Annotated in this window: 7 protein-coding genes; 5 read left to right on the forward strand and 2 right to left on the reverse strand. The window is 45.8% G+C overall.

The window, feature by feature from the left end; all coding sequences use genetic code 11:
• Positions 1-341 precede the first annotated feature (341 nt).
• The 4 genes from KOI40_RS18145 (at position 342) to KOI40_RS18160 (ending at position 6,045) form a co-directional block, all read left to right on the forward strand.
• Positions 342-1,337 (forward strand): AraC family transcriptional regulator, encoded by a 996-nt coding sequence (locus KOI40_RS18145; RefSeq protein ID WP_216098958.1) that lies wholly within the window; start codon positions 342-344, stop codon positions 1,335-1,337.
• 370 nt (positions 1,338-1,707) lie between these two features.
• Positions 1,708-4,023 (forward strand): TonB-dependent receptor, encoded by a 2,316-nt coding sequence (locus tag KOI40_RS18150; RefSeq protein WP_216098959.1) that lies wholly within the window; start codon positions 1,708-1,710, stop codon positions 4,021-4,023.
• 155 nt (positions 4,024-4,178) lie between these two features.
• Complete coding sequence (locus tag KOI40_RS18155; RefSeq protein ID WP_216098960.1) at positions 4,179-5,561, forward strand: aldehyde dehydrogenase family protein; 1,383 nt, start codon at positions 4,179-4,181, stop codon at positions 5,559-5,561.
• 88 nt (positions 5,562-5,649) lie between these two features.
• The gene (locus tag KOI40_RS18160) at positions 5,650-6,045 is read left to right on the forward strand and encodes a hypothetical protein (RefSeq protein WP_216098961.1); all 396 of its coding nucleotides are present in this window, start codon (positions 5,650-5,652) and stop codon (positions 6,043-6,045) included.
• A 139-nt stretch (positions 6,046-6,184) separates the two neighbouring features.
• On the opposite strand, the gene KOI40_RS18165 is transcribed toward KOI40_RS18160, so the two are convergent.
• Both KOI40_RS18165 and KOI40_RS18170 read right to left on the reverse strand, forming a co-directional pair.
• A complete protein-coding gene (locus KOI40_RS18165) occupies positions 6,185-6,397 on the reverse strand; it encodes a hypothetical protein (protein ID WP_216098962.1) in 213 nt (70 codons plus the stop codon).
• A 207-nt stretch (positions 6,398-6,604) separates the two neighbouring features.
• Positions 6,605-6,811, reverse strand: a complete 207-nt coding sequence (locus KOI40_RS18170) for a hypothetical protein (protein WP_216098963.1) — start codon at positions 6,809-6,811, stop codon at positions 6,605-6,607.
• 185 nt (positions 6,812-6,996) lie between these two features.
• Between KOI40_RS18170 and KOI40_RS18175 the strand changes: the two genes are divergently transcribed.
• Positions 6,997-7,443, forward strand: coding sequence for a hypothetical protein (locus tag KOI40_RS18175; RefSeq protein ID WP_216098964.1), 447 nt, complete (start codon positions 6,997-6,999; stop codon positions 7,441-7,443).
• The last annotated feature ends 91 nt before the right edge of the window (positions 7,444-7,534 follow it).

Raw genomic sequence — 7,534 nt, forward strand, 5'->3', positions numbered from 1 at the left:
CACGCCGGAATTCGGGAGGGTGCTGCCTTCGGGTTGCTTTCTTCTTTCCTGCCTTTTCTGTCATGGTTCACCTCTGTAGCGTAGCTTACTCGCTTAGCAGGGTGTCCATCATTGGTGGGCAGGATCACTGTCAGTGCTGATGTGAGATGTGAATATCTATTAGCTTTGGCCATAACGCTACCGCCTGACAAATAATGGTGTGTGATGTAGACACATTAACCAGATAACTCTGAAAAAGCTTGACATATTGGTTCGCTGAATTGATATTTTAGGTCAGGCCATCTATCTTTTAATGAAGAATTAGCGGTGTCTTAAGTGGGTAAAACAAGTAGAGATCGGTTATGAATATAGCAGAATCATGGGTTTTAAGGCTACTATCTCGCACGGGGGTTAGTATTGATCTATTGTGTCGGGATGCCGGTGATCTGGTGGGTGAGTTTCTTTCTCATCAGGAGGAGGATGTGCCAGTTGATCTTGCTCTGGAGTTATTTTCTGAAAGTGAAAAACAGATAGATGATCCGGATTTAGGTGTTCATTTAGGCGAGAATATGAACCTTAATGATATCGGTCTATACGGATATTTATTACTCAATGCCCATACATTGGGAGAGTTGCTGGAGTTCGCTTCCCATTACTTTAATATTCTCTTTCATACATCGAAAGTCTATCTTCATAAAGACGCAGACAATAGTATTTTTGAGTATCGTATTATTAAGCCTACCAAGAATCCTCCAAGGCATGACATTGACTGGTCTCTGGGGACTTATATCAAAGCGGTTCGCAATGCTATAGGGGATCATTGGAGTCCGGATTCTGTTAGTTTAAGTTATGGTCAACCGTCAAAAACCGATGAGCTAACGCGAGTTTATGGCGATAAGATTCTCTTTTCCCAAAAAACAAACTCCTTCACGATTGATAGCACACTTCTTGATATACCGATAAATGATAGTGATACAGAGCTATTAAAAATTATAAAAGTGCAAGCAGATCAGTTAGTTCAGGCCTGGGTTAAAGGTGATGACTTCTATCATCGCGTGCGACTGATGATTATGCAGGGATTAAGTGAGGACAGGTTTAACGCTGATATTTTGGCTCGGAGAATGGGAATGTCGCTTAGTTCCTTAAAGCGACGTTTATCTGAGTTAAATATGAGCTTTCGTGAGATCCGTGATGAGTTAATTGATAGCCTGGCCAAACAGGCATTAAAAGATACTCGTCTACCGATTAGCGCTATAGCACTGCAGTTGGGATATTCTGAATCTGCCGCGTTTGATCGCGCTTTTAAGCGATTGGCAGGGATGAGTCCTCGTGAGTACCGCAAGAAAATACAATTTTAAAATCCTTATTTAACCGTGCTGTAGCAAACGCGAGATAAATGTTTGCTATGGCCTATAATATTTCCGTCTAATAATTCTTCTGGTTATTTTCAGCTTACTAGTCACTAGCCTTAGGCTCGGTCATATTTTGTACTAGCGATAAGAGTGTCCTACTCTTATCTTCATTGAACACACGCAATTTCTTATTTCCGCCTGCCTGGGTACCATTTTGGGCTGAAAAGCAAAATAGATGAGCCAATAGGTCAAGAATGGAGCTGGGTGAGTAGATAATATAGATTCACCAGCTTTCACTGAAAGATGTCAGTAAAACCATAATAACGATTAAAAATACTAACAGATTTTATGTCTAATAGACGAGGAGTCAGAGGTTATGAGCACTATGAATCTATCTTCACGATTGACAAAGAAAATTATCGCCAGCAAGCCTGTCTTGGAAAAAACCGCCCTAGCGGCAGCCCTAACGCCGTTCCTATCATGGGCGGCGCCGGCGATGTCGCAAGGTTTTACACTGGAAGAGGTTGTTGTAACTGCGCAAAAGCGTGAGCAAAGCCTCCAAGATGTTGGTGTTTCTGTGACAGCATTTTCCGGTGACCAGATGCGTGAACTTGGCCAAGTGAACGCTAAGGATGTTGCTGCTCAAACCCCCGGGGTAAATTTTGCGGATGCAGGGCAGAGTATGACGAATATCCTAAATATCCGTGGTGTTTCCCAAAATGATTTCAATCCTAATCAGGAATCACCTAACGCCATTTATATAGATCAGGCCTATTTAAGCATCCTGCCCGCCAGTAATTTTTCCATTTTTGATATGGAACGCATCGAAGTCTTGCGTGGTCCTCAGGGAACGCTGTATGGCCGCAACGCTACGGGCGGCTTAATCCACTATGTTACTGCCAAGCCTACAGAAGAGCTAGAAGGCTTTGTTGATGTCACCTTGGGAGAAGAGGGTAAAGAACGTATCGAAGCGGCTATCAGTGGCACCATTACTGATGGGGTTCGAGGGCGCCTTTCGGGGGTGACCGACAAAAATGATGGCTGGATGAATAATAGTGCCGGTGACGATTTAGCAGAATCAGATACTCATGCTTTACGTGGCAAGCTAGAAATTGATGTTTCTGAAGATAGCTTTCTGGAGCTGGCAGTATCCTATGGCTCTGGTGAGAAAAATCAGGCTTATGGGCACAACCCCAGTGATTTTGATATGACTACCGGCCTGGAAATCCCAACTCAGGGCATTGATTTCTATGGTCTGGGTGTGGCTGGAGGTGACTCAACAGGATACCGTGATCCGAGTAATGACCCTGAGGATATTGAAGTCGATGGCGCCAGTTTTTATGAGCCAGAGTTGACTTCGTATAACGCAATCTACACCAAAGACTTCGATGGTTTTACGTTAACATCTGTAACAAATTATGTTGATTGGGAAGTTGAGTATTCAGAGGACTCTGACGCATCTCCTCGCGACGGAATTGCACAAATCATTGATTCCGAAACCCAACAGTTCAGTCAGGAGTTCCGTTTAGACGGCGAAACAGAATCCATGCGTTGGTTGGCGGGCGTATATTACCTGGATATTGATCACTCAACTGAATTTACCACTCGTGGTGAAATCGGTTACTTAGATGATCTATTTGCTGTGTTAGGTCTGACATCACTAGCGGATATTGATGGCGATGCGACCTTTGGTCAAACATTTGGACTCTACGATGATGTAGTCAGTGATTTTGATCAGGACACCCAATCCATAGCTTTGTTTGGTCAGGTGGAAATGGATCTGACTGACGATCTGAAACTGACGGCAGGATTACGTTGGACTGAGGACGAGAAAGATTTTGATTATTCCTCTCGCGAGTTTTACGCCGGTGCTGAAACTACGGGAACTATTAATGAGATCTGGACCACCAGTAATTTTGATGACAGCCAGAAAGAAGAAGACTGGTCCGGTAAGTTCCAATTGGATTACTTTGTCACAGGAGATACCTTAGTTTACGCCGGTGTATCGAAAGGTATAAAGGGAGGCGGTTTTAACGCACCTACTAGTGGTGGCAGTGTTTCGGAATTTGAACAGGAAACCCTTTACAGCTTTGAAGCTGGCATGAAAACCGAACTGAGTGAGAATGCTCGCTTAAACATGAGTGTGTTTTACTACGATTATCAAGATTATCAAGCATTTAGCTTTCTTAATCTTGTGCCAACCATCGATAACAAAGATGCAACGGTTACTGGAGCCGAATTGGAGCTGACTTGGCATCCAGCAGATGGACTAGATATCTTACTTGGCGCCAGTATTCTGGATGGTGAGATTGAAGATATGACACTACCTGGCGGTCAGGTCGTGGATACCGATTTACCTATGGCAGGTGATTTCACTTACAACGCATTGGTTCGTAAAGGCTGGATGCTGGGTGATAACGAATTGTCAGTGCAGGTAGATTACAGTTATACCGATGATTACTTCAGTGACGCCCTTAATACGCCATCCGGAGAAGTAGATGGCTATGGCACTGCCAATGCACGTATCGGTTTTGGGCCCTCTGATGGTCAATGGGAATTTGCGCTAAATGTTCGCAATCTCACTGATGAAGATGAGCAGGTTTATCACTTTCCAACAGGTCTAGGATGGAGCTTAGGTGCAGTTCAACAACCTCGTTGGGTCAGTGCTCAATTTATCTATCGCTTAAATTAAGCTTTCTCTCTCTCGCTTACTGCGTCCTTCGGGGCGCATCTTTTTAGCGTCCCCAGTATTTCACATACCCGCTTATGCAGTGGGTATCGATAATGAATTCTACTCTAAATTCAGAATAGAATTATCTACATAGACAAGTATATGGAAGGTGCACTATGAGTACCGATAACGATCTTCAGAAACAACTGGATCAACTGTACGATGTGGCTGAAAGGGCCGCACAAAGCTACAGTAAATTTAATCTTCAACAAACCGAAGCTGTTGTTAATGCCGTTATTGATGCGGCAGCAGAGAAGGCTGAGTTTTACGCTGACTGGGCTGTTAAAGAAACAGGCTTTGGTAATGTAGAAGCTAAAACGGTAAAAAATCTGGCAACCTCTCTGGGATTACGCGAAACATATAACATTGCCGATTTTGTGGAACCCACAATCGATTTTGATAAAAAGATTATCAAGATTCCAAAATCTGCGGGGGTTGTACTTGCGCCAATGCCTTGCACTAATCCTGTGATGACAGTGTATTTCAAAGTGATCGCCAACTTGGTGGCTCGCAACGCCGTCATCTTGTGTCCACACCCGGCAGCAAAAAAATGCTGTACCCATGCTGCTAACTTTCTGGCAGAAGTTGCTGAAAAAGCAGGGGCGCCGGCAGGCTGTATTCAAGTTGTAGAAGAGCCTAGCATTACATTAGTGAATATGATGATGCAGGACCCGCGCACAGCTTTGATTATGGCTACGGGTGGTCCAGGGCTGGTTAATGCGGCTTACAGTTCAGGTAATCCAGCGGTTGGAGTAGGGGCTGCAAATGTGGCCGCTTATGTGGATACGACTGCAAATCTTGAGAAAGCTGGTGCAGACGTTGTATCTGGTAATAGTTTTGACTATGGCTTGCCCTGTACCTGTGAATCGGTTGTTTTGGCTGAAGCGGATATTGCCGATGAACTAAAAGATTCGATGCTATCAGCAGGTGGCTGGTTTGTTTATGGTGAAGATAACCAGAAATTGAGAGACTTTTTGTTTCCTGAAGGCGTCAATAATCCGGATGCTTTGGGCAAAAGCCCTCAATGGATTGGTGAGCAAGCAGGAGTATCTATTCCGGCAGATACCAATTCTATCGTGATGGAACTGGATCATATTGGTTACGATGAGCCTGTCAGTAAGGAAAAACTATTCCCGGTGCTGGGTTTCTACAGAATGCGAGGCGGAGTTGACGTTGCCATTGATAGCGCCATGCAGATGCTCAACATGATGGGTAAAGGTCATTCTGCGGTTGTCCACAGCAATGATCCCAAGGTGATAACTAAGTTTTCCACAGAGCTTCCCGTATGTCGAGTCGCTGTAAACACCGCAGGTATGACGGGTAGTGCAGGTCTGTCTACCAATCTGCCAGAAACCGCAGCGTTAGGCACAGGCCTATTTGGGGGCAGCTCGGTATCAGAGAATATTGGGCCTTGGCATTTGGTTCAATATACTCTGGCGGCCTACGATGCAAGCCCGGATGTTGAAATGGGTGATATAGCCTCTGCTATAGCAGGCTAATCATTCCTCAACTCAGCAGAGCTGGAATTCCTTATCCATTTTTTGGGGGCGTCGCCCCCACTGTCTATATACAAGCCAGGATTTGTTCATGTCTGTTTCTATTTTTTTCAAACCGAAGTCAGTGATTACGTTGTTATTTGCGATGTTTTTTATTTGGGATGCTAATCTCGTGTTATCTCTTTACGGTCTCGAGTTGGAATCTGGTGGGCAAGTCATCGCTCAAATTCTTGGCGGAGTTTATTTGGGGGCGGGCATACGTTTCTGGCTGATTACGACTGAACGCGATATTTTGTCATCGTCAGCGTGTTTGTATGCTCTGGGAGAATTTATAGCGTCTGGTATCTGCTTCGCCGCTATCTCAGAAGGTATTCTTAATAACGCGGGGTACATCCTTGCCGTTGGCTATCTGTTGTTTGGTTGCGGTTTTTTGTGGGTAGCAAATAAAGTCAATCCGAAGAAAGTACCGATCAACGCAAGTATTTAGAGCTTTATTGTTGTGCAACATTTAGATTGCTGAGGTTAACCTAAGCTCTTTGAGCGTTGCGCACTTGTTTACCAAAGGCCTTTCTTTCCTGAGAATACTCGACAGTTTTATTAGGAGTGGCCTTGGCGCTAGTAATGCCTTAGGCACCCACAGATAGGTGCTCACGGGACAAGCCACTCATCAGTACATAGACACCTTTACCTTCTTCAGCCTTGGATTTTTCTTTCGGTTTGTAAGGCCGAGCAGGCACCACAGCGACACTATAGTGCGCCGCCAGCTGCTGATAGGCAGGGTTAACATCCGGCTCGTAGCGATGAGTTTTACGCACCGCGCTGTTTAAGTTATCGGGCACTATACGTGCGCATTCAGCCAGTCCTCTTTCTGACTCCAGCTTGCGCAGGCGAAGGTAAAGTTTGAAGCCCCAGCACGGCGCCAAACATCTGGGCCTGACGCTCCTCGCCTGTATCTGGATTAGCGACCGGCATAGTTGACCCACAGTAATCCACAAACAGCTTCTCACCGGCACGGTGAATCTGTCGCATGCTGCGCTGCTTGCAACCTAGTCACTCGAGGTAGCGATGGCAGAATGCGCATAGCTGTAAGCATCATCTGGATACTGCTGGCTGTACTCCTGCCACAGTAGGTGTTTGATAACGTATTTGCGCTTGAGTTCTTGGTGAGCGTGAGGGAAGTCGGGCTCAACAAATCGACGCTGGCCTGTGAGCGATTGACTGGGGAAAAGTCGAAGATCCGAGATCGCGCTCACTCAGTCCTGGTTCGATTGGCCAGGTTATACCTGCCGCCAAGGACCGTTTCCGGTAGCTGGATACAGTGTCACTTCACGACGGAATGTCCCCAGCCCCCCATTACAAAGAAAAACTCAAGTTAAGCGCTGCTCAGCCGACACCTTTTTATCGCGTAATACCAAACGACCGCGCAAGGAGTGGGCTGGTGAGTAGCATTCATTCACTACATTCGGTGGGAAACTTCCAAAACACAATTCAATCCAGAACCGCCGTCGCAAAGGAAGAGGGCAGTCAATCGAACAGAGCCCAGTCCGACCAGCGGCTGAAATCCAACGACACTCCCCAAGAAGACGCAGTAAGCTCAACTCTTTCCACTCGGCGCGATCAGGCCAATAGCGACGGGAAACCTCAAACCTACGCCCATCTAGAAAAAGCCCTCTCAGCGCAGCAGCTCAATTTATCAGATATTCGTGGCAGCATCAGCCAATTAAAAGATCACATGGGTAACGCCACAAGCTTCAAAGGCACCCATAGAGAAGAGGGCGCCGCGGGGCAGTTTGCCATCCCGCAAATCGACAACAATGCAGCCGACAAAGGTAAGCTTTTTTCACTCATGGGGGTACTGGGGATTTTCCCTCGTAAACGGACATAAATCTCTACAGTCCCCGCGATTCCTGGCCTCTGAGAGGGGGTTACTTTGTATTTTTCTGTTTTTTCTGGATGTTTTGTTACTATCGATGCCT

Origin of the sequence: Pseudomaricurvus albidus, from assembly GCF_018863235.1 — a bacterium.
In the GTDB taxonomy this organism is placed as follows: Bacteria; Pseudomonadota; Gammaproteobacteria; order Pseudomonadales; family Cellvibrionaceae; genus Pseudomaricurvus; species Pseudomaricurvus albidus.

Bases quoted from the DNA above. Each gene is read 5' to 3' on its own strand.
- KOI40_RS18145 (WP_216098958.1), top strand. From the start codon at position 342: ATGAATATAGCAGAATCATGGGTTTTAAGGCTACTATCTCGCACGGGG.
- KOI40_RS18150 (WP_216098959.1), top strand. From the start codon at position 1,708: ATGAGCACTATGAATCTATCTTCACGATTGACAAAGAAAATTATCGCC.
- KOI40_RS18155 (WP_216098960.1), top strand. From the start codon at position 4,179: ATGAGTACCGATAACGATCTTCAGAAACAACTGGATCAACTGTACGAT.
- KOI40_RS18160 (WP_216098961.1), top strand. From the start codon at position 5,650: ATGTCTGTTTCTATTTTTTTCAAACCGAAGTCAGTGATTACGTTGTTA.